Raw genomic sequence first — 18,948 nt, 5'->3', positions numbered from 1 at the left:
CTACAAGCGGCCTACTCACTGCCGGCCATTGTCTTTACCCTCTCCCGCCATCTTCCTTCGCTTTTATGAGAACACCATGAACGCTACCCCCCACGCTACCGGCACCATGACCCGAGGCATGGTCATGCTGTTTGCGTTTTGCTGCGGCGCCATCGTCGCCAACATCTATTACGCGCAGCCGATCATCGAACTGATCGCGCCGGACATCGGGCTCACGCCGGCCATGGCCAGCCTGATTGTGTCGCTGACGCAGATCGGCTATGCCCTGGGCCTGTTCTTCCTGGTGCCGCTGGGGGACCTGCTGGAAAACCGCAGGCTGATGATCATCACCACCGTGGTGGCCATCGCCAGCCTGCTGGGCGCCGCGTTCACCGAGCAGCCCAACCTGTTTTTGCTGGTGTCGCTGCTGATCGGCTTCAGCTCGGTGTCGGTGCAGATCCTGATCCCGTTGGCCGCGCACCTGGCGCCTGCCGAGTCCCGTGGCCGGGTGGTCGGCAGCATCATGGGTGGCCTGCTGCTTGGCATTTTGCTGGCGCGGCCGGTGTCCAGCGTGGTGGCGGACCACTTCGGCTGGCGCGCGATGTTCATGGCGGCGGCAGCATTGATGGTGTTCATCAGCGTGGTGTTGATGCTGACCATTCCCAAGCGCCAGCCGGACCACAGCGCCAGCTACGGCCAATTGCTGGGCTCGCTGGGCAGCCTGTTGCGGCACCAGCCGGTGCTGCGCCAGCGCGCGTTTTACCAGGGTTGCATGTTCGCCACCTTCAGCCTGTTCTGGACCGCTGCCCCACTGGAACTGGCACGCAACCATGGCCTGACCCAGAGCGAAATCGCGCTGTTCGCCCTGGTCGGCGCCCTGGGTGCCATCGCCGCGCCGATCGCCGGGCGCCTGGCCGATGCCGGCCACACCCACCGTGCGTCGCTGCTGGCGATGCTGTTTGCCGCGCTGAGCTTCCTGCCGGCCTTCGTGCACCCGCTGTACAGTGTGATCGGCCTGGCGGTGACCGGCGTGGTGCTGGACTTCTGCGTGCAGATGAACATGGTTCTCGGCCAGCGCGCCGTCTACGCCCTCGACGCCCAAAGCCGCAGCCGCCTGAACGCGCTGTACATGACCAGCATCTTCATTGGCGGCGCCTTCGGCTCGGCGATTGCCAGCAGCGTGTACGAACACGGCGGTTGGCTGGGGGTGATGCTGGTGGGCAGTGCGTTCCCGCTGGTGGCGTTGTTGCGGTTTCTCAGTGCGTCGCGCCAGGTGGCGGCGGCAACCGCTTAAGACCGCACCAACTTCTCCAAAGCCGCGTCCGCCAGAAATGACGAGCGGCTTTTGACTTTATGCTCGCGCACGTAACGGTCGATGCGTTGGATGACATAGCCGGGCAAGGTCACATTGACCTTCTCGGTCTTGCCCAGATAGGGCGAGATGTCCAGCTCCAACATGCCCCAGCCCATGCCGGCGTAGTCTTCATGGGCGTGATGATTGGCGACTGAGGTTGGCATCGGAATCACTCCGCCCTCGGCGGCGATCTCCTGCAGCATGATGTGTGCAACCTCCACGGCCGCGTTGTACGCCTCTTCAAAACTGTCCCCGGCGGTGACAGCACCCGGAATATCGGGGATCTGGATACCGGTGGCGGTGAAGTCATCGCCCCATTCGATACAGATTGGGTATTGCATGCATGCTCTCCTTAAAACTGAAACAGCCCGGCGCGTTTCCTGATGCTTCTGACGGTGCCCAAAGGCAGATCCTTCTTCGGATGAGGCACCGGAATCGTGTACGGGTTATAGCGGTGGGTAAAAATGTGATGGCTGCCGGTGACGCGATCCAGCACCCAACCCGCTTCCAGCAATTCCTTGATCAATAGCCTGCTTTGCACCACCGCCTCCTTGGCTCGGACTGGATAAAAATAACTCTAGAGTTATCTTTACTCAAGCACAGAATTGACTGGTCTGACTGGCGGTTGTTTTACTGAATATGCACAACGGAAGGCGCGCCTGGTGGCGCGGTGGGTGATATCAAAGAGATCCAGGGTAGGCGTTTCGACGCAGTATCGGGCTCAGGCCGAGTGCCCGTGGGCCAGGCAGCAGAGCAAGCGCTCGACCGTATGTTCCAGCGGGCCGGAATTATCCAACACGAATAACCCTTCGCCATTGGCGGTGATCAGTTCCTCGGTGAACCGCACGTTGCGTGCCAGGCGTTCCTCAATATCGGCCAATGACTCACGTGCGCGTGCGATCAAACGCTGGCGCAACACCACCTGATCGACCGTCAGCAACAACACCAGCAACGTCGGATAACGCTCACGGGTTTGCGCCAGGTGCGCGCGCGAACCATTGACCAGCACGTCCTCCCCGGCCGCCAGCCATTCATCGATCTGCTTGGGAATGCCGTAGGACAACCCATTGGCCTGCCAACTGAGGGCAAATTCGCCTTGCGCCTGCATCGCCCCAAACTGCGCCGGGCTCACGTCCAACGCCGCTTCACCCACCGCTTCCGCAGACCGGGTGATGACGCGGCGCACAATGCGGCAACCGCGCTCGGCCAAACGCGGGCGTGCGGCATCCAGCAGGCTGTCCTTGCCCGAACCCGATGGCCCGATGAGATAGATCAACCTGCCTGCCATTACCACATCCTCTTTGCTTGCTTGCGCACTGGTTGGCCCACTGTACCGGTTTGCCCGGTACAGCGAAGTATATCCAGCGAACCTTCGACAGCCAGGTCAGCAATGAATCGCTATGGCGCAGCGATTTCCTGTGGGAGGGGGCTTGCTCCCGATGGCGGTAAGTCAGGTAAACATTAGTCGACTGAAACACCGCTATCGGGGCATGGGTATCTACACAATTTTGGCGCGGCCCTGAACCTGCGGCGGCCCAGGAGCCGAAGCCTCTCTAACTGATGCACTGCGACCAAAATGTGGGAGGGGCGGTGCGACGATTCGACTTGCCCCCGATGGCGGCCTGACAGCCGACCAGGATGTTGGATCAAGGCGAGTACATATCCGTTGCTGCGGTAACGGCGGCTTAGGGTTCCGCCCTTACGGCGTCTCACTTTTGAAAAGCGCAAAAGTAAGCAAAACGCTCTTGCCCCACCACTCGGCACCTCGCCTAGGCTCGGTGTGCCCGTAATCCGACAGCGATTTGGGGGGCCGCCGCCACGCGCCATCCATGGCGCGGGGCGGCTAAACCGGCATCCCTGCCGGTTTACCCCCCAAATCACTATCGAATTCCGGCCAGCGTGGTTTAACGGGGCGCCTAGATCAAGATCAAGAGCGGCTCGCTTCGCATCGTGGTTACCGTAGGCTGCACAAAGTTGTGTAGATACCTATGGCTATCGGGGGCAAGCCCCCTCCCACATTTGAACCCCAGCGCTTGGAAATACGCATTTCGCTGTCATGAAAAAGGCGACCCTCAGGTCGCCTTGTGTCATTGCGCGTACTGCTTGCTCAATCCCGGCGGCACGCCTTGCACGTTGGTTTCTTCCCACGGCCCGTTCGGGCTGATGGAGCGGCTCCAGCCGTTGCTCCAGCGGTAGTAGGTGCGCTGGCGGTAAAAGGTGTCGGGCTGGTCGTCGAGTACGTAGACCTGCATCTTGCCGTCCCAGTGGCTGGCGGCGCCGGGGGGTGGGGCGAAGGTCGGCGATTTGGTTGGCAGTGGTTTCGGCGGCGGGGTGACCGGGCCGGAGGGTTTGGTGGTCGGTTGCGTCGACGGGCCGGACGGCGGGATGGTCGGGCCGGAGGGTGCAGGAGGTGGGCGGTGGACCGCACAGGCGCTCAGGCCCAACACAAGGCTGAGCAGGGTGATACGTGCAAATGCGGTCATGGGCGTTTCCTCGAATTACTTATCCGGACTGTCGATGGTCAGCTGCTGCAGTGCAGTGGTGTTGCTGGCCAGGGGTTGGCTGCGGCCGATCCACTCGCCAGCGGTTGGAACACCTGCCCGGGATATGCGCGCAACCAGTTGGACTTCAGGGAAGTTGGACAGTTTCAACTGCGGCATCATCGCGTCGGCATCGCCCAGTTCCACGGTGACGGGCAGTTCGGCAACGCTGACACGCTTGGCCGCCAAGGGCGCCGGCGGGCCGCTGACGGCGCGGGCAAAGATGAACACGCTGTCGCCGGGCAGGGCCTTGGCTTTCACTTCGGCGGACAGGTCCACGCGTACCTTCAGCACGGCTTTTTGCGCGACAGTGCCGCCACTCTCCCTGAGCTTTTGCGCCGCGCGATCGATACCGCCTTGCAGCGCAACACGGGAATTGTCTTCGGGGGGCAGTTGCGCCAGCAGACGATTCCAGTAATCGATAGCCTCCTGATAGCGCTGGCCTTCGAAGGCGGCGATACCAAGCAGGCCAAGGCTGGTGACTTCCTTTGGATCGAGCTTCAAGGCTTCGTCGGTCAGCGCCTGGACCTTGGGTGACCACTGCTTGTTGTCAGCAAAATATTGCGCCTGAGCCCACTGCCCGAGCAGTTCGGGCTGGCGCCCGGCCAGGGCCACGGTGCGCTCGAAGACGTTGGCGGCATCGGACGCACGATCCTGGGCCATGTACGCACGTCCCAGGAAGTACAACCCTTCTGCCGAATCCGGTTGCGCGGCGGCGGCGCGTTCCAGGCGCCGGGTCATGTCGGCCATGGACACCGGCGGTTGGGAGAACTCACGGGCCAGTTCAACTTTGTCGCTGGCGCCGAAATGCAGATACATGCCCAGGCCCAGCACCGGTACCAACACCGCCGCCAGTAATGGCAGCGGTTTGCCCAGGCGGGATTCGCGAGGCTTTTCCAGGCCCTCGGTGTCGGCCAGCAACTCACGCGCCGCTTCGGCGCGGCCGGTATCGAGTTGCGCGGCATTCAACACGCCTTCGTCCTGCTGCACTTGCAGCTCGGCGACGCGTTCTTGATACAGCGCCACGTTCAGCGCGGTGCGATCCTCTTCACGCTGGGCGCGGCGGCCGCGCAAAACAGGGATCAACAGGAAACTCAGGGCAATCAACAGCAGCAGGCCGGCTGCGAGCCAGAAATCAATCATCAGTCTTGGTGTCCAGCAAGTGGTCGAGACGTTTACGCTCTTCAGGGGACAGCGCATCGGCGCCATCGGCAGGCGCGGCACGGCGGCGGCGCACGATCACGGCCATCACCACCACGCCGGCCAGCAACAGCCCGGCAGGGCCGAACCAGAGCAGCGCGGTCTTGCCAGTCAGGGCCGGTTTATAGCGCACGAAATCACCGTAGCGGTCGACCATGAAGTCGATGATCTGTTGGTTGTCCTTGCCCTCCCCCAGCATGCGGAAGATCTCTTTGCGCAGATCAGCAGCGATGGGCGCGTTGGAATCGGCGATGTCCTGGTTCTGGCATTTGGGGCAGCGCAGTTCCTTGGTCAGCTCGCGGAAACGCTCACGCTCGGCGTCGTTGGCAAATTCATAGGTGTCGATGGCGGCGTGGGCCACTCCGATCAGCCCCAGCGCCAGGACAGCGGCAGCCAACAGGCGCTTCATGGTTTGGCCTCATCAACCAGGGCCTGGTATTTGGCGGCCAGTTGTTCGCGCCAGACCACTTCGTCGATCACGCCGACATACTTGTCGCGGATCACGCCCCTGGCATCGATAAAGAAGGTTTCCGGCGCGCCGTACACCCCCAGGTTCAGGCCGAGGTTACCGTCCTCATCGCGAATATCCAGCTGGTAGGGGTTGTGGAATTCGGCCAGCCACTTCAAGGCCGCGGCATTGTCGTCCTTGTAGTTGATGCCGTAGATCACCACACCGTTCTCGGCCAGTTTATTCAGCACCGGGTGTTCGACGCGGCAGGAGATGCACCAGGTGCCCCACACGTTGACCAGCGCAGGTTTGCCCAACAGGTCGGCGCGGGACAGCTGCTTGTCGCCCTGCACATTGGGCAGTGAAAACTCCGGGAACGGCTTGCCGATCATTGCCGACGGCAACTCGGCCGGGTCCAGGTACAGGCCGCGATAAAGGAACACCGCCACCACCAGGAACGCTGCCAGCGGCAACACCATCAACCAACGCTTCATACCGCTGCTCCCATACCGAGGGCTTCACGCACCCGGCTCTTGACCTTGACCCGATAGCGCCGGTCCAGCGCGGCGAGCAAACCACCGAAACCGGTCAGCAAACCGCCAAACCAGATCCAGCGCACGAACGGTTTCACATGCACGCGCACCGCCCAGGCGCCGTCGCCCAGCGGTTCACCGAGCGCCACATAAAGGTCACGGGTGAAACCCGCGTCGATGCCCGCTTCGGTCATCATTGAGCTCTGCACCGTGTACAGGCGTTTCTCCGGATGCAGCACAGCGATTTCCTTGCCGTTGCGCACGACGCGCACAGTGCCTTTGTCTGACGTGAAGTTCGGCCCTTCGAAATGCTTGGCACCTTCAAAGATGAAGTGATAACCGGCCAGGTCCATGGACTCACCCGGCGCCAGACGCAGGTCGCGCTCGGCGCTGTTCTGGCTCGACAGCACCACCCCCAGGGCACACACCGCGATGCCGAGGTGGGCGATCTGCATGCCCCAGTAGCTGCGGGTCAACGTCGGCAGGCCTTTGATCAGGCCCTTGTGACGGGTCTTGTCGGCGATGTCGCGCACACCGGCCAGCAATACCCAGGCCGCGAGCAGGAACGTGGCGAGCACCGCCCAGTTGAAATCGCCATAGGCCACCCCGGCGATCACGGCCAGGGCCACACTGCCCAGCAGCACCGGCATCAGCATGCCGGCCAGCCATTTCACCGGGGTGTCTTTCCAGCGCACCAGCATGCCGACCGCCATCACCACCATCAACAGGCCCATCAACGGAATGAACAAGGCGTTGAAGTACGGCGGACCGACAGACAGCTTGGCCCCGCTCAAGGCATCCAGCACCAACGGGTACAGCGTGCCGAGCAGGATCATCGACGCGGCCACCACCAGTACCAGGTTATTACCGAGCAGCAAGGTTTCCCGCGACCACAGGTTAAAGCCGACCTGGCTCTTGACCACTGGTGCGCGCAGGGCAAACAGCGTCAGCGAACCACCGACCACAAACAGCAGGAAGATCAGGATGAACACACCGCGCGCAGGGTCCGACGCAAACGCGTGCACTGACGTCAGCACGCCCGAACGCACGAGGAAGGTGCCGAGCAGGCTGAGGGAAAATGCCGCGATGGCCAGCAGCACGGTCCAGCTCTTGAACACGCCACGTTTTTCGGTGACGGCCAGGGAGTGAATCAGCGCGGTGCCGACCAGCCAGGGCATGAAGGACGCATTTTCCACCGGGTCCCAGAACCACCAACCGCCCCAGCCGAGTTCGTAGTAGGCCCACCACGACCCCAGGGTGATGCCGATACCCAGGAAGGCCCAGGCGACGATGGTCCAGGGACGCGACCAGCGCGCCCAGGCCGCATCCAGGCGCCCCCCGAGCAACGCGGCGATGGCGAAGGCAAAGGCCACGGAGAAGCCGACATACCCCATGTAAAGCATCGGTGGGTGCACGATCAGGCCGATGTCTTGCAGCAGTGGGTTGAGGTCATGCCCGTCCATCGGAACCTGCGGCAGGATGCGGCTGAACGGGTTGGACGTCATGATCAGAAACAACAGGAACCCGATGCTGATCATGCCCATCACCGCCAGCACCCGTGCCAGCATGACTTGCGGCAATTGGCGCGAGAACACCGACACGGCGAAGGTCCAGCCGCCGAGGATCAACGCCCACAGCAGCAGCGACCCTTCGTGGGCGCCCCACACGGCGCTGAACTTGTAGTACCAGGGCAGCGCGCTGTTGGAGTTATTGGCCACATAGGCGACGGAAAAATCGTCGGTCATGAAGGCGTAGGTCAGGCAGCCGAAGGCGAACAGCAGGAACGCGAACTGGCCCCAGGCGGCCGGCTGCGCCAGGCTCATCCACAGGCGGTCGCCGCGCCAGGCACCGAGCAGCGGCACCACGGCCTGGACGACGGCGAAGCACAGGGCGAGGATCATCGCCAACTGGCCCAGCTCAGGAATAAACAGTGCGGACGTCATCGCTTAGCCCTCCTTGGCAGGTGCCGGCATTGAGCCAGGCGCAGATTGGCCGCTGTCTTTCAGCGCTTTGGTGACTTCCGGCGGCATGTATTTTTCATCGTGCTTGGCCAGCACTTCATCGGCCACCACCACGCCGTTGGCGTTGAGCTTGCCCAGGGCGACGATGCCCTGGCCTTCGCGGAACAGGTCCGGGAGGATGCCGCGATAGGTGATGGTCACGGCTTTGTTGAAGTCGGTGACGACGAAGGTCACGTCCAGGGAATCGCCGGAGCGTTTCAGCGAACCCTTCTCCACCATGCCGCCGGCGCGAATGCGCGTGCCCACCGGCGCTTCGCCATTGGCGATCTGGGTCGGGGTGTAGAACAGGTTGATGTTCTGCTGCAGGGCACTCAGGGCCAGGCCCACGGCAATACCGACGCCGGCCAGGATGGCAAGGATGATCAACAGACGCTTTCGGCGCAACGGATTCACTTATCGTTCTCCCGGCGCAGACGACGCGCCTCTTGTTGCAGGTAACGCTTGCGCGCCAGCAGCGGCACGGCGACGTTGAGGGCCAGCACCGCCAGGCAGATGCCATAGGCCGTCCAGACATACAGGCCGTGATGGCCCATGGCGAGAAAATCGCTGAATGAAGCAAAACTCATGCAGGCGCTCCCAGGCTGGCTTGAACTTCGGCCTTGACCCAGCTGGTGCGGGCTTCACGCTTGAGCACTTCCAGGCGCATGCGCAGCAGCAGCACCGCGCCGAAAAAGCAGTAGAAACCCAGCACCATCAGCAGCAATGGCGCCCACATTTGCACCGGCATCGCCGGTTTTTCGGTGAGGGTGAAGGTGGCGCCCTGGTGCAAGGTGTTCCACCACTCTACCGAGTATTTGATGATCGGGATGTTGATCACGCCGACAATCGCCAGCACCGCGCAGGCCTTGGCGGCGCTGTCACGGTTGCTGATCGCGTTGCCCAGGGCAATCAGGCCGAAGTACAGGAACAGCAGGATCAACATGGACGTGAGCCGCGCATCCCACACCCACCACGAACCCCAGGTGGGTTTGCCCCAGATCGCGCCGGTGACCAGCGCCACGGCGGTCATCCACGCACCTATCGGCGCGGCGCATTGCAGGGCGACGTCGGCAAGCTTCATCTTCCAGACCAGACCGACGATGCCGCATACCGCCAGCATCACGTAGCAGGACTGCGCCAGCATGGCGGCGGGCACGTGGATATAGATGATGCGAAAGCTGTTGCCTTGCTGGTAGTCCGGCGGCGCGAAGGCCAGGCCCCAGACCAGGCCGATGCCGATCAGCAGCACGGCGGCGACACTCAACCACGGCAGCAGCTTGCCGCTGATGCCATAAAACCATTTGGGCGAGCCGAGCTTGTGAAACCAGGTCCAGTTCATTGCTGTTTCTCACGGTTGCTGCTTGTCGTGGCAAGCAGCTTAGGGTCTTTACTGGCCGAGCGTGTAACGCCTGACCAGACCTCATTATTCGCCGACGCTGATCTTCAGGCCGGCTGCTATGGCAAAGGGTGTCAGGGTTACCGCCAGGGCGGCCAGGCTGCCAAGCCACAGGAGGTAACCGGTCGCCGGCATGCCCATCAGCGCAGCCTGCAAAGCACCGCTGCCGAGGATCAGGACCGGGATGTACAACGGCAGAATCAGCAGGGCCAGTAACAGGCCACCGCGCTTCAACCCGACGGTCAACGCTGCGCCCACCGCCCCAACAGGCTGAGCACTGGCGTACCGAGTAACAAGGACAGGAGCAACACCGGCAAGCATTCAACCGGCAAACCCAGCATCAGCGCCAGCAGCGGCGAAAGCAAGACCAGCGCGAGGCCGGAAAAGGCCCAGTGTGCCAGTACCTTGGCCAATACCAGAAGGGGCAACGGGTGCGACGAAAGGACCCATTGCTCCAGGGAACCGTCTTCGAAATCACTGCGAAACAGCCCGTCCAGCGAGAGCAGCACGGATAAAAGCGCCGCTACCCACACCAGTCCCGGGGACAAGGTTTGCAACAGTTTAGTCTCGGGACCGACCGCCAAGGGGAACAAGGCAACCACGATGGCGAAGAACACCAGCGGGTTGGCCAGTTCTGCCGGGCGACGGCACAACAGGCGGGCTTCGCGGGCGACCAGCAGCGCAAACACACTCATGCCGACCACCGCACCAGATCCAGTTCACGGTAACCGGCGGGCCTGCGCGCCAGGGTGTGGTGGGTGGTGAGCACCACCAACCCGCCCTGCTCGCAATGCCGGGCCAGGTGTTCTTCCAGTTGGGTCACGCCTTGTCTGTCGAGGGCGGTGAACGGTTCGTCGAGAATCCACAGCGGCGGGCCGGGCAAGTACAGGCGCGCCAGCGCGACACGACGCTGCTGGCCGGCGGAGAGGGTGTGACAGGGCACGTCTTCGAAGCCCTTGAGACCGACAGCGGCCAGGGCCTGCCAGATGGCATCGCGACCAGCGGGATGATGCAGGGCGCTGAGCCAACTGAGGTTTTCTTCTGCGGTGAGTACGTCCTTGATCCCGGCGGCGTGGCCGATCCAGATCAGGTTGCGGGCCAACTCGGTGCGCTGTTCATGCAGGGGCTTGCCGTTAAGCCGAACCTCGCCTGCCGTCGGCTGCATCAACCCGGCCAGCAAGCGCAGCAGGCTGGTCTTGCCACTGCCGTTGGGGCCGCTGATTTGCACCATGTCGCCACCCGCCAGGCGCAATTCGAGGTGTTCGAACAGCAGGCGCAGGTCGCGTTCACAGGCAAGCGCTACGGCTTCAAGAAGAGGGCTGGTCAAGAGATCGCGGGCCTTTACGGTTCAAGTCGGCGGTGCAGCGGCCGTTATAGAGAAATGCACAATAACGGCTTTGGCGACCGATTTTAGAGAGCTGGATCAAATAGTTGTGAGGTTTTTACCGCTCTCTTTGCAGACGGGCGGCATTATACATGCGATGCCCTACTCTAAAGAGGGCAATTTCCCCAGAGACGATGCGCACGATGACCGGTGAGATCAACCTTCCTACCCTGCCGCCAACTGTAACGCCGGGCCCTGCGCCGCTGCCTGCGACGGGTGAGCTGCTCAAGCTGCTGGAGCCGCAGACCGGCTTGATCGCGCCCGGAAAAACCGTCAACGCCGAGGTAATCGCGCTTAAACAAGGCGGCGAAGCTTTTCAGCTTTTGTTAAAGCTAACCCTCGATGGCGGTCGCCAGACCCTGGTGCAAGCCAGCAGCGCTCAGCCGTTGCCGTTAGGCAGTAACGTGGCCGTGGGCCAGACGCCAGCGGGCAACCTGACCCTCTCGCTGCAGCAGGCGTTGAGCGCCAATGTCGCCGCCCTCACCCGCATCGACACCGCCCAAATGCCGGTAGGCACGCTGCTGCAAGCCAAGGTGCTGACCACCCAGCTGCTGCCCCAGGGCAGCTCGCAGCCGGCGGTCTATCGCTCGCTGGTGAGCGTGCTCAATAGCGCCATGACCACTGCCACCCTCACCGTGGAAAGCCCGCAGCCGTTACGGGTTGGCAGCCTGCTCAGCGCGGTCGTGCAGGACGCGCAGACCCTGAGCTTCGTGCCCTTGAGCGGCATGAAGGACCAATTGGCTGTCGCGCAGCAACTCTCGACCCAGCAAAGCCGCCAAGGCTCGCTGGATGCGGTGTTTACCGCCCTGCAAAACCTGCCCCGTGGCGACAGCACCTCCGCCGACCTGCGTGGGGCGGCCGAGCGTTTACTGGCGGCATTGCCCGACCTGGCGCAAGTCAGTAACCCCAAGATATTGGCGCAACTGGTGCAGAACAGCGGAGCCTTTCTGGAGGCCAAGCTGCTTGCCGGGCAGAATCCACAAATACCACCGCTGGACATGAAGGGCGCGCTGCTGCGCCTGGTCGCGGATCTACTGCCTGCCCTGCCCGCCAGCACCAATCTGAATGCCATCCTCGCCGCCAATACGCTGGCCCAGGTATTGCCCAATTTTGTGCGCAGCCCGTTGGGCACCCTCGGTCAGGTCAGTGCGCGTCAGATGCCCGCGAGTTTCCCGCTGCCCGAGCGGCTGATGGCCAAACTGGAAGGCGAAGGCGACCTGGAAAACCTGCTGCGCCTGGCCGCCGGCGCGATCGCTCGCTTACAGAGCCACCAACTGTCGAGCCTGGAACAGACCGGCACCACCGCCGATGGCCGCCTGCAAACCACCTGGCAACTGGAAATCCCCATGCGCAACCTGCAGGATATCGTGCCGCTGCAGGTGAAATTCCAGCGCGAGGAGCCGCCCGCGGATAAAGAGCAGCCCGACCGCAAAGAGCGCAAAGACCCCAAGCAGATGCTCTGGCGCGTGGAACTGGCGTTCGATATGGAGCCATTGGGGCCGTTGCAGGTGCAGGCGCAACTGACTCAGGGCAAACTCTCCAGCCAGTTATGGGCGACACGGCCCTTTACCGCCAGCCTGATCGAAAACCACCTGGGCAGCCTGCGCGAGCGCCTAGTGGCATCCGGGCTTAACGTAGGCGATCTGGATTGCCACCTCGGCACCCCGCCGCGCGGCCCTAAAACCGGACTGGAACAACGCTGGGTGGATGAGACCGCATGAAGAACCCCTCACCTCCCCGCCAGGCGATCGCCCTCAAGTACGACGGCCAGCAAGCCCCCACCCTGACCGCCAAGGGCGATGAGGCCCTGGCTGAAGCGATCCTCAAGCTGGCGCGGGAAAATGAAGTGCCCATCTATGAAAACGCCGAATTGGTGAAACTGCTGGCGCGTATGGAACTGGGGGACAGTATTCCGGAAGAGTTGTACCGCACGATCGCCGAAATCATCGCGTTTGCCTGGACCTTGAAGGGCAAGTTCCCGGTGGGCTATGACCCCGACGCGGGGCCGGTGGAGCGGGATGTGACGGAACGTGGCGACGACTACTGAATAAAGCCAGGCCAACACCGATTCAAATGTGGGAGGGGGCTTGCTCGCGAAAGACTCAGAGCCCCCGCGTTTATCCAGAATGAACACGTTGCCTGGACGTTTTTCGCGAGCAAGCTCGCTCCTACAATGAGCCCCTTTCGCTTAACTGATCGGCGTTGAGGCTTGCCGCGATAGCGGTGTATCAGTCACCTGAACCTGCGCTATCGACCAAGCCGATAAACCTCAGCGGCGCAGGAGACGGTCCAGCACCAGCAGGGCTACCGCACCAATCGCGAGTGCGGCGACTGGTTTTTCTTTAACGAACGTAGATACGCTGTCCAGCGCGTCGCCATAGGTCTGGGTCAGCTGACCGGCAGCTTGTCGTCCAACACCTTCTGCTTCGATCTTCGAATCACCCAACAACTTCCCGACCGCACTTTGTGCCTTGCCGGCGAGTTTTTGTGCAACACCTTCTGCTTGTTCACTCTTCATGATTCACCACACCTTTGCGTGTCATTGATCAGCTCAGGGTCGACCCAAGCCAGGGGTTATCTGCACAGCGTTAGGGGCATGGGCGTCATCATTAGTTCAAAGTTGATGAACCTCCGGAATCGAAGGCCCCGAGCGTGGAGAAGCTAGGGCGCGAGGCCCTAGCAGGTATCATTTTTTCTTTTTCGTCGGCTTTTCTGCTTTCTCTGACTTCTTCTCTGTTTTCTCTGACTTCTTCGCCTTTTCTGGCTTGCTATCAGCTTTTTTACGGACTTCTTGGGTTCGGCATCTTTTTTCTTGTCTTTCTTTTCCGAAGATTTTGAAAGCGTCGATGCCGCCGCGGATTTTTTTGCGGGTGAAGACTTTTTGTCTTTCAATTCCTTGCTGGCTTTCGAACCTTCACCTTTGCTTTTCTTCTCGTCTTTAGCCACGTTGCCCACCTCTCGGAATATGCCGATATTGGCAAATTGCCTGTGCGATTCGTCACAAGCTATTCGTTAGGTAAGCGCGTTCACGGGCGGTTCAAATTTTTGCTGCGTCGACAGGCTGACCAATTGGGTTGTCGGGCGCCCGGTCACTTCGATTGAACGATCAATTGGACGCTCCCTCTATCGCATAACCAGTGAATGGAGGATGTGACCATGATCGACTCAGCAACCGGCATGAAGCCAGGGGAACGTTATTCAATCGAGAGCCAGGAGCGCACTCATCATTTCCCGGGTTTTTTTCTCGATGGAAAATACTACTTGGGCCCCGAGCTTATGACTGCCGTGGGATGGCTTGAAGGTCAGAAATTCCTGTACGACGAACTCGACGCGCTGGGAGACCCGGTGTTCCCTGAGCGGGTCGCTGGCGTTATCGAAGACCTGACGTTGACGCTCAATGATGGCGCCCGCCTCAAGTTGAAGGAAGTTCGCTTTCACGCACCGCTGGAACAGCCCGACCCGAAATCGACGAGGAAGATCGAAGGTGGCTGGAGAGACGCCAAGAAAAACCGTCCGCTGCTCATCGCAGGCCTCACCGCTTTGGCATTCGGCGGTATTGCGTTTGCACTCGCTCGACAGAAACGCGAAAAACGTGGCCTGCGCAGATAATTTTGGGTGGTTGCCTGGGTTCCATCTGCAAGTAGATGGAACCCCGGCTTTCACGATGGCCCACAATGAGTAGGCGAAATTAATCCAGGACTTCACTGAGTGGAATGAAATTGACCTGATCCCCAAGCGCCAAGGTCGTCCCTTCCAGCACTTCCACCAACCCTTGCGCCCACGCTGCACTGCGTAACACGCCGGAGCTCTGGTTGCCGTAGATGACCGCTTGGCCCTGCTCGATACGCCCGCGCAGATACTCACGGCGGTTGCCTGGCTTGGGCCACACGAACCCCACCGGCACATTGAAACGTAGCGGCGCAACGTCTCGCACACCTTGGCGGCGCAGCAGGTAAGGCCGCGCCAACAGGGCAAACGTCACCAGGGTCGACGCGGGATTACCCGGCAGGCCGATCACCGGCACGCCACGAAAGTGGCCGAAGGTCAGCGGCTTGCCCGGTTTGATCGCGAGTTTCCACAACGCCAGCTCGCCCTCTTCACGCAGGGCAATGCCGAGGAAATCCGCCTCACCCACCGACACACCGCCAGTGGACAGGATCAAGTCGACGCTGCCCACGCCAGCCAATCGCGTGCGCGTCTGTTCCAGATCGTCCGGCAGGATGCCGGCATCGATCACTTCACAGCCCATTCGCGTCAGCCAACTGCACAGCACGCGGCGGTTGCTGTTATAGATCTGGCCTGGCCCCAGCGGCAACCCGGGCTCGATCAGCTCATCGCCGGTCGACAGCACGGCCACCCGCACCCGGCGCACCACGTTCAGGTGATCGCGCCCAAGCGAAGCGGCCAGGCCCAACTCGATCGGGCCCAGGCGCGTGCCCGTTGGTAACACCAACTCGCCGACCGTGGTTTCCTGGCCTTGTGGGCGGATGTTCTGGCCCGCTTGCAGTGGCTCGCTGAAGCTCACGCGCTCATCGCTGTGAAGGGTGGCGTTTTCCTGCATTTCCACGCAGTCTGCGCCCTGAGGCACCGGCGCGCCGGTAAAGATGCGCGCGCAGGTGCCGGCCGCCAGAGGCTCTGGCGCGACGCCGGCGAAAATGCGTTGGCTGATCGGCAAGGGTTCGCCGGTCCAGTCCGCCACGCGCAGCGCGTAGCCGTCCATGGCGCTGTTGGGCCAGGGCGGCAGGTCGAGGGTGGAGACCAGATCTTGCGCTAATACGCGGCCATCGCACTCGGCCAGGCGCATGCTTTCGTGCTCGCGGATCGGCGACGCGTCGGCCATGTCCAACAAACGCTGCAAGGCCACTTCCACCGGCATCAAGGCGCCGGACTTGCCGGGCTTATCCACGCGATTCACAAGGCTCGGCCTGTTTCAGATGCGGGACGAAGTTGCACGGCCGATGACGGTTATCCAGCTGTTCCGCCAGGATGCCGTCCCAACCGGTGCGCACCGCATTGGTGGAGCCTGGCAGGCAGCACACCAGGGTGCCATTGGCCAGGCCGGCCAGGGCGCGGGACTGCACCGTGGACGTGCCGATGTCGGCTACGGATATCTGGCGAAACAGCTCGCCGAAACCATCGACCTGCTTGTCCAACAGGCAGCTCACCGCTTCGGGCGTGCTGTCGCGGCCCGTGAAGCCGGTGCCGCCGGTGATCAGCACGACCTGCACCACGTCCTCGGCGATCCAATGGGCAACCTGGGCGCGGATTTTGTAGAGGTCGTCCTTGAGCAGCACCCGTTCGGCCAGGGTGTGGCCGGCGGCGGTCAGGCGGTCGACGAAGACCTGGCCCGACGTGTCGGTGTCCAGGGTACGGGTGTCGCTGACGGTCAATACAGCGATATTCAGGGGTACGAAGGGCGCATCGGCCTTGGCGTTCATGGCACGGTCCGGTTGTCGAAGGAACAGCCCGATGTTATATCACAGGCCCCTATTTCCATGCCGCAGCGGAACCGCCATGTCTGTTGAATCTTCACCCCTGCCTTGCTCGATTTTATTGTTGGCCGGTGGGCGTGGCCAACGCATGGGCGGCCAGGACAAGGGGCTGCTGGAATGGCGCGGCGAGCCCTTGATTGCGCACCTGCAACGCCTGGCGCGGCCGCTGACGGACGACCTGATCATCTCGTGCAATCGCAACCACGCGCGGTATGCGCCCTATGCCGACCAACTGGTGAGCGACGACAGCTCGGACTTTCCCGGGCCACTTGCCGGCATCCGCGCGGGATTGTTCGCTGCACGCCATGGGCATCTGCTGATCCTGCCCTGCGATGTGCCGCGCATCGATGCACGACTGCTGGCCGACTTGCGTGCCACAGCGCGCTGCAACCCGCAGGTTCCGGTGATGATTCGCCACGGCGAGTTCTGGGAACCCTTGCTCTGCATCCTCCCCACCGCCCTGAAAGAACAAGTGGAACGAGCCTGGCAAGCGGGCGAACGCAGCCCGCGGAAAATTTTCCTGCAACTGGGTGGCGTGGCGCTCGAATGCGCCACCGATGACCCGCGCCTGGCCAATCTTAATACCCCCGAGCTGTTGCACCCACAGGCTGGCGTGTCAGAATGAGCCTTGCATCAGGAACTTTGCCGGCGTTGCACACGTCACAAGGTCAGCATTTCAAAAGTATTCTCTCGGAGACACACTCATGACTCAACGGACCATCGCCGCTCTCATGCTTGCACTGGGCCTCGCCACCCTCGCCGGTTGCGCTTCGCCAACAGTGATCACCCTGAATGACGGTCGCGAAATCCAGGCCGTCGACACCCCGAAATACGATGAAGATTCGGGCTTCTACGAATTCGAACAGTTGGACGGCAAACACACCCGTATCAACAAAGATCAGGTTCGTACCGTTAAAGACCTGTAAGCCAGCGCTTGCACACAAGGCCCGCCTCGCGCGGGCCTTGTTGTTTCTGGCGTTTACCAGTCCAGGGTGATTTCGCTGCGAAAGGTGCGTTGCTGGCCGCTGACCGGGTCGATGAAACGTACGCCCTGGGCCAGCAACTTGAGCGGGTTGGCGTAGTCGTCCACCGCGTCCTTGATCACGTTGGGATAGAACGGGTCATTGCAGATGCTCGCCCCGAGTGCAGTCATGTGGACGCGCAACTGGTGCTTCTTGCCGGTGACCGGGAACAGGCCATAGCGCCATAAATCGCCGTGTTTCTCGCGCACTTCCACCGCCGTTTCGGTATTGCTGGCACCGGGGCCTTCCTGCATGCGGAAGAACGGTTCGCCGTCCACCAACCGGCTTTTGTGCACCAGGGGAAAGGCCAGATCAGGTAAGGCGGGGGCAATGGCTTCGTAGAATTTATCGATGCGCCGCGTGGGAAACAGCTGCTGATAGGCCGCGCGGCTATCGGGATTGGCCGAGAACAGCACCAGCCCTGCGGTATGCCGGTCGATGCGGTGCAGGGGCACCAGGGCGGGATTGTCCAGACGCCGGATCAAACGGCGCAGCAGCGTTTGTTCGACGTATTCGCCGGCGGGGGTCACCGGCAGAAAATGCGGTTTGTCGGCCACCACCAAGTGTTCATCGGCGTACAGGATGGTTTCCTGTACCGGGATTACTTTCTCGTTGGGCACTTCGCGAAAGTAATAAATGCACAGGCCTTCCTTGTACGCCAGGTCCAGGCGAATGGGGCGACCGTTGATATCCAGCACCCGGCCACGGGCAATGCGGTCCAGCCAGTGTTCACGGGCGATTGCCGGGAAATGATCGCACAGGCAATCGAGCACCGTCGCCCACGGGCCAGGCGGCAGGTATAAGGTGCTGGCTTGGTGCTGTGACGGGGAAAAACCGGAAGTGGACATGCAGATGCTCAAAGCCTGGAATAAACAGGCGGGCATTATCCCGCATGGCGCGGGATTGAGCCTAGGAGAGATCTCAGGCCTTGACCAATTGCGTGCGCAAAACCTTCGAAGCGCTCGCCGCGTCGGTAAACTCCTTGAGCCAGCGCAGCACGTCTACGGCCTCCCAACGGCCCGGATCGTACAGGGCGTAGAGCAAGCCCTGGTAACCCACCACGTCCAACTGCTTGTGATAACCGGCACGCTGGAACAGCGCCTCGATTTCTGCAAAGCAGGTATTGAAATGCACTTTGTTGAAGGGCGTCTTGCCTTCCGTGACCAGGCCATCGAGGCGCAGCTCGCTCACCGCATCGCGCACGACGTCGGCGGACATGCGATTGACGCTGCTTTTCAGTTGTTCGACATTCACCACGGGCGTTCCCTCTATTCAATCGCTGTACAAACATACAGTAACGTAATATTAGGAAACCCGCCATGGTCTAAAACGTCAGCGCAGGAAAGCAACCACTTGGTCAGTGTCGAACGGCCAATCCAGTTCAGCCCCGGTGTCCACCCGTCTAAGCACCGGAATCCGCAGGCCGTAGACCTCGGTCAAGTCGTCGGGATGAGTGATATCCACCAGCTCCACGAGCAACCCGTGTTCGACGAGCGGCATGATTTCGGCTTCGGCAATTTCACACAGATGGCAACCCAGGGTGCCGAACAGCTGGCATTCAGGAAGCATGGCAAATCAACTCGAATGGAAAACACGCCAC

The 18,948-nt window shown here is 61.7% G+C and carries 23 protein-coding genes and 3 pseudogenes; 6 read left to right on the top strand and 20 right to left on the bottom strand.

What is annotated here, in order from left to right:
• Positions 1 to 76 precede the first annotated feature (76 nt).
• A complete protein-coding gene (locus C4J88_RS08430) occupies positions 77 to 1,273 on the top strand; it encodes an MFS transporter (RefSeq protein ID WP_124406711.1) in 1,197 nt (398 codons plus the stop codon).
• Here the strand turns inward: C4J88_RS08430 and C4J88_RS08425 are convergent.
• From C4J88_RS08425 to ccmA, 13 genes and pseudogenes are all read right to left on the bottom strand, one after another.
• Complete coding sequence (locus C4J88_RS08425; RefSeq protein ID WP_048729935.1) at positions 1,270 to 1,674, bottom strand: type II toxin-antitoxin system HicB family antitoxin; 405 nt, start codon at positions 1,672 to 1,674, stop codon at positions 1,270 to 1,272. The two genes, C4J88_RS08430 and C4J88_RS08425, sit on opposite strands and share 4 nt — an antisense overlap.
• Positions 1,675 to 1,685: 11 nt before the next feature.
• Positions 1,686 to 1,874: a type II toxin-antitoxin system HicA family toxin gene (locus C4J88_RS08420; RefSeq protein ID WP_057722727.1), complete on the bottom strand. Its 189-nt coding sequence runs from the start codon at positions 1,872 to 1,874 to the stop codon at positions 1,686 to 1,688.
• 180 nt (positions 1,875 to 2,054) lie between these two features.
• On the bottom strand, positions 2,055 to 2,621 hold the full coding sequence (gene phnN / locus C4J88_RS08415) for a phosphonate metabolism protein/1,5-bisphosphokinase (PRPP-forming) PhnN (RefSeq protein ID WP_124406710.1): 567 nt from the start codon (positions 2,619 to 2,621) through the stop codon (positions 2,055 to 2,057).
• Between the two features lie 799 nt (positions 2,622 to 3,420).
• A complete protein-coding gene (locus C4J88_RS08410; protein ID WP_124370154.1) occupies positions 3,421 to 3,816 on the bottom strand; it encodes a hypothetical protein in 396 nt (131 codons plus the stop codon).
• Between the two features lie 15 nt (positions 3,817 to 3,831).
• Positions 3,832 to 5,016 (bottom strand): c-type cytochrome biogenesis protein CcmI, encoded by a 1,185-nt coding sequence (ccmI, locus tag C4J88_RS08405; RefSeq protein ID WP_124406709.1) that lies wholly within the window; start codon positions 5,014 to 5,016, stop codon positions 3,832 to 3,834.
• Positions 5,009 to 5,482: a cytochrome c-type biogenesis protein gene (locus C4J88_RS08400; protein WP_124366413.1), complete on the bottom strand. Its 474-nt coding sequence runs from the start codon at positions 5,480 to 5,482 to the stop codon at positions 5,009 to 5,011. Before C4J88_RS08400 ends, ccmI begins: the two co-directional genes overlap by 8 nt.
• The gene (locus C4J88_RS08395) at positions 5,479 to 6,015 is read right to left on the bottom strand and encodes a DsbE family thiol:disulfide interchange protein (RefSeq protein WP_124361949.1); all 537 of its coding nucleotides are present in this window, start codon (positions 6,013 to 6,015) and stop codon (positions 5,479 to 5,481) included. Before C4J88_RS08395 ends, C4J88_RS08400 begins: the two co-directional genes overlap by 4 nt.
• The gene (locus C4J88_RS08390; RefSeq protein ID WP_124366411.1) at positions 6,012 to 7,997 is read right to left on the bottom strand and encodes a heme lyase CcmF/NrfE family subunit; all 1,986 of its coding nucleotides are present in this window, start codon (positions 7,995 to 7,997) and stop codon (positions 6,012 to 6,014) included. Before C4J88_RS08390 ends, C4J88_RS08395 begins: the two co-directional genes overlap by 4 nt.
• A gap of 3 nt (positions 7,998 to 8,000) precedes the next feature.
• Positions 8,001 to 8,468: a cytochrome c maturation protein CcmE gene (gene ccmE / locus C4J88_RS08385; RefSeq protein WP_124406708.1), complete on the bottom strand. Its 468-nt coding sequence runs from the start codon at positions 8,466 to 8,468 to the stop codon at positions 8,001 to 8,003.
• Complete coding sequence (gene ccmD / locus C4J88_RS08380; RefSeq protein WP_124406707.1) at positions 8,465 to 8,641, bottom strand: heme exporter protein CcmD; 177 nt, start codon at positions 8,639 to 8,641, stop codon at positions 8,465 to 8,467. The genes ccmE and ccmD overlap by 4 nt, the downstream gene beginning before the upstream one ends.
• The gene (locus C4J88_RS08375) at positions 8,638 to 9,393 is read right to left on the bottom strand and encodes a heme ABC transporter permease (RefSeq protein ID WP_124366409.1); all 756 of its coding nucleotides are present in this window, start codon (positions 9,391 to 9,393) and stop codon (positions 8,638 to 8,640) included. Before C4J88_RS08375 ends, ccmD begins: the two co-directional genes overlap by 4 nt.
• Positions 9,394 to 9,477: 84 nt before the next feature.
• Positions 9,478 to 10,145, bottom strand: a pseudogene (gene ccmB / locus C4J88_RS08370) (heme exporter protein CcmB).
• Positions 10,142 to 10,777 carry a cytochrome c biogenesis heme-transporting ATPase CcmA gene (ccmA, locus tag C4J88_RS08365; RefSeq protein ID WP_124406706.1) on the bottom strand — a complete coding sequence of 212 codons (636 nt, stop codon included), beginning with the start codon at positions 10,775 to 10,777 and terminating at the stop codon, positions 10,142 to 10,144. The pseudogene ccmB and the gene ccmA overlap by 4 nt, the downstream one beginning before the upstream one ends.
• Positions 10,778 to 10,977: 200 nt before the next feature.
• Here ccmA and C4J88_RS08360 point away from each other — a divergent pair, with 200 nt between their 5' ends.
• Together C4J88_RS08360 and C4J88_RS08355 are read left to right on the top strand one after the other, a co-directional pair.
• The gene (locus tag C4J88_RS08360) at positions 10,978 to 12,555 is read left to right on the top strand and encodes a flagellar hook-length control protein FliK (protein WP_124406705.1); all 1,578 of its coding nucleotides are present in this window, start codon (positions 10,978 to 10,980) and stop codon (positions 12,553 to 12,555) included.
• Positions 12,552 to 12,881 (top strand): EscU/YscU/HrcU family type III secretion system export apparatus switch protein, encoded by a 330-nt coding sequence (locus C4J88_RS08355; protein ID WP_124366406.1) that lies wholly within the window; start codon positions 12,552 to 12,554, stop codon positions 12,879 to 12,881. Before C4J88_RS08360 ends, C4J88_RS08355 begins: the two co-directional genes overlap by 4 nt.
• Positions 12,882 to 13,103: 222 nt before the next feature.
• Here the strand turns inward: C4J88_RS08355 and C4J88_RS08350 are convergent, their stop codons facing one another.
• Positions 13,104 to 13,352, bottom strand: coding sequence for a CsbD family protein (locus tag C4J88_RS08350; protein ID WP_124366405.1), 249 nt, complete (start codon positions 13,350 to 13,352; stop codon positions 13,104 to 13,106).
• 168 nt (positions 13,353 to 13,520) lie between these two features.
• Positions 13,521 to 13,789, bottom strand: a pseudogene (locus tag C4J88_RS08345) (hypothetical protein).
• Positions 13,790 to 13,990: 201 nt separating this feature from the next.
• Between C4J88_RS08345 and C4J88_RS28000 the strand changes: the two are divergent.
• A pseudogene (locus C4J88_RS28000) lies at positions 13,991 to 14,284 on the top strand (short-chain dehydrogenase); the annotation flags it as partial.
• A 238-nt stretch (positions 14,285 to 14,522) separates the two neighbouring features.
• Here the strand turns inward: C4J88_RS28000 and glp are convergent.
• Together glp and moaB are read right to left on the bottom strand one after the other, a co-directional pair.
• Positions 14,523 to 15,749, bottom strand: a complete 1,227-nt coding sequence (gene glp, locus C4J88_RS08335) for a gephyrin-like molybdotransferase Glp (RefSeq protein ID WP_124406703.1) — start codon at positions 15,747 to 15,749, stop codon at positions 14,523 to 14,525.
• On the bottom strand, positions 15,733 to 16,272 hold the full coding sequence (gene moaB / locus C4J88_RS08330; RefSeq protein WP_048729884.1) for a molybdenum cofactor biosynthesis protein B: 540 nt from the start codon (positions 16,270 to 16,272) through the stop codon (positions 15,733 to 15,735). The genes glp and moaB overlap by 17 nt, the downstream gene beginning before the upstream one ends.
• Before the next feature lie 76 nt (positions 16,273 to 16,348).
• Between moaB and mobA the strand changes: the two genes are divergently transcribed.
• Positions 16,349 to 16,951, top strand: coding sequence for a molybdenum cofactor guanylyltransferase MobA (gene mobA, locus C4J88_RS08325; RefSeq protein WP_124366401.1), 603 nt, complete (start codon positions 16,349 to 16,351; stop codon positions 16,949 to 16,951).
• A 79-nt stretch (positions 16,952 to 17,030) separates the two neighbouring features.
• Positions 17,031 to 17,252: a YgdI/YgdR family lipoprotein gene (locus C4J88_RS08320; RefSeq protein WP_003189935.1), complete on the top strand. Its 222-nt coding sequence runs from the start codon at positions 17,031 to 17,033 to the stop codon at positions 17,250 to 17,252.
• A 53-nt stretch (positions 17,253 to 17,305) separates the two neighbouring features.
• Here C4J88_RS08320 and C4J88_RS08315 read toward each other — a convergent pair whose 3' ends face one another.
• The 3 genes from C4J88_RS08315 to C4J88_RS08305 form a co-directional block, all read right to left on the bottom strand.
• The gene (locus tag C4J88_RS08315) at positions 17,306 to 18,196 is read right to left on the bottom strand and encodes a pseudouridine synthase (RefSeq protein ID WP_124370144.1); all 891 of its coding nucleotides are present in this window, start codon (positions 18,194 to 18,196) and stop codon (positions 17,306 to 17,308) included.
• 73 nt (positions 18,197 to 18,269) lie between these two features.
• Positions 18,270 to 18,605: a transcriptional regulator gene (locus C4J88_RS08310; protein WP_124370143.1), complete on the bottom strand. Its 336-nt coding sequence runs from the start codon at positions 18,603 to 18,605 to the stop codon at positions 18,270 to 18,272.
• A 75-nt stretch (positions 18,606 to 18,680) separates the two neighbouring features.
• Complete coding sequence (locus C4J88_RS08305; protein WP_124366398.1) at positions 18,681 to 18,917, bottom strand: glutaredoxin family protein; 237 nt, start codon at positions 18,915 to 18,917, stop codon at positions 18,681 to 18,683.
• Between the last annotated feature and the right edge of the window lie 31 nt (positions 18,918 to 18,948).

This window comes from Pseudomonas sp. R4-39-08, assembly GCF_003852275.1.
Classification (GTDB): Bacteria; Pseudomonadota; Gammaproteobacteria; order Pseudomonadales; family Pseudomonadaceae; genus Aquipseudomonas.
This window is presented reverse-complemented; position numbering and strand designations above follow the sequence as displayed.

What these genes read in the sequence shown, in the direction of transcription:
- C4J88_RS08430 (WP_124406711.1), top strand. Translation starts at nt 77, where the DNA reads ATGAACGCTACCCCCCACGCTACCGGCACCATGACCCGAGGCATGGTC.
- C4J88_RS08320 (WP_003189935.1), top strand. Translation starts at nt 17,031, where the DNA reads ATGACTCAACGGACCATCGCCGCTCTCATGCTTGCACTGGGCCTCGCC.
- C4J88_RS08305 (WP_124366398.1), bottom strand. Translation starts at nt 18,917, where the DNA reads ATGCTTCCTGAATGCCAGCTGTTCGGCACCCTGGGTTGCCATCTGTGT.
- mobA (WP_124366401.1), top strand. Translation starts at nt 16,349, where the DNA reads ATGTCTGTTGAATCTTCACCCCTGCCTTGCTCGATTTTATTGTTGGCC.
- moaB (WP_048729884.1), bottom strand. Translation starts at nt 16,272, where the DNA reads ATGAACGCCAAGGCCGATGCGCCCTTCGTACCCCTGAATATCGCTGTA.
- C4J88_RS08315 (WP_124370144.1), bottom strand. Translation starts at nt 18,196, where the DNA reads ATGTCCACTTCCGGTTTTTCCCCGTCACAGCACCAAGCCAGCACCTTA.
- C4J88_RS08400 (WP_124366413.1), bottom strand. Translation starts at nt 5,482, where the DNA reads ATGAAGCGCCTGTTGGCTGCCGCTGTCCTGGCGCTGGGGCTGATCGGA.
- C4J88_RS08360 (WP_124406705.1), top strand. Translation starts at nt 10,978, where the DNA reads ATGACCGGTGAGATCAACCTTCCTACCCTGCCGCCAACTGTAACGCCG.
- C4J88_RS08355 (WP_124366406.1), top strand. Translation starts at nt 12,552, where the DNA reads ATGAAGAACCCCTCACCTCCCCGCCAGGCGATCGCCCTCAAGTACGAC.
- ccmD (WP_124406707.1), bottom strand. Translation starts at nt 8,641, where the DNA reads ATGAGTTTTGCTTCATTCAGCGATTTTCTCGCCATGGGCCATCACGGC.
- C4J88_RS08425 (WP_048729935.1), bottom strand. Translation starts at nt 1,674, where the DNA reads ATGCAATACCCAATCTGTATCGAATGGGGCGATGACTTCACCGCCACC.
- C4J88_RS08375 (WP_124366409.1), bottom strand. Translation starts at nt 9,393, where the DNA reads ATGAACTGGACCTGGTTTCACAAGCTCGGCTCGCCCAAATGGTTTTAT.
- C4J88_RS08350 (WP_124366405.1), bottom strand. Translation starts at nt 13,352, where the DNA reads ATGAAGAGTGAACAAGCAGAAGGTGTTGCACAAAAACTCGCCGGCAAG.
- phnN (WP_124406710.1), bottom strand. Translation starts at nt 2,621, where the DNA reads ATGGCAGGCAGGTTGATCTATCTCATCGGGCCATCGGGTTCGGGCAAG.
- ccmI (WP_124406709.1), bottom strand. Translation starts at nt 5,016, where the DNA reads ATGATTGATTTCTGGCTCGCAGCCGGCCTGCTGCTGTTGATTGCCCTG.
- C4J88_RS08410 (WP_124370154.1), bottom strand. Translation starts at nt 3,816, where the DNA reads ATGACCGCATTTGCACGTATCACCCTGCTCAGCCTTGTGTTGGGCCTG.
- C4J88_RS08395 (WP_124361949.1), bottom strand. Translation starts at nt 6,015, where the DNA reads ATGAAGCGTTGGTTGATGGTGTTGCCGCTGGCAGCGTTCCTGGTGGTG.
- C4J88_RS08390 (WP_124366411.1), bottom strand. Translation starts at nt 7,997, where the DNA reads ATGACGTCCGCACTGTTTATTCCTGAGCTGGGCCAGTTGGCGATGATC.